The sequence below is a fragment of the Larkinella sp. C7 genome, from assembly GCF_006149005.1.
In the GTDB taxonomy this organism is placed as follows: Bacteria; Bacteroidota; Bacteroidia; order Cytophagales; family Spirosomataceae; genus Larkinella.
Window position 1 is genome coordinate 273 of record NZ_VBSL01000098.1, and the last position, 311, is coordinate 583.

Below are 311 nucleotides of genomic sequence, written 5' to 3' on the forward strand. Positions count from 1 at the left end.
ACCCTATTTTCCAAGGGGGTATGGCGTGGGTTGCAGACGGTGATTTGGCTGGTGCTGTTTCCAATGCCGGAGGACTTGGAATTATTGGTGGCGGTAATGCCCCTAAAGAAGTTGTCAAGGCGAATATTGATAAGGTGAAATCAATTACTGATAAGCCATTTGGTGTCAACATCATGCTTTTATCTCCTTTTGCTGATGATATTGTTGACCTCGTTATTGAAGAAGGCGTTAAAGTTGTGACGACTGGTGCTGGAAACCCAGGAAAATACATGGAACGCTTCCATGATGCAGGAATCACTGTTATTCCAGTT

General features: G+C 44.1%; 1 protein-coding gene. It reads left to right on the forward strand.

The genetic code is table 11. From position 1 onward, the window contains the following. The coding region (locus FH871_RS34525; protein WP_171063037.1) for a nitronate monooxygenase at positions 1 to 311 on the forward strand (311 nt) is incomplete at both ends.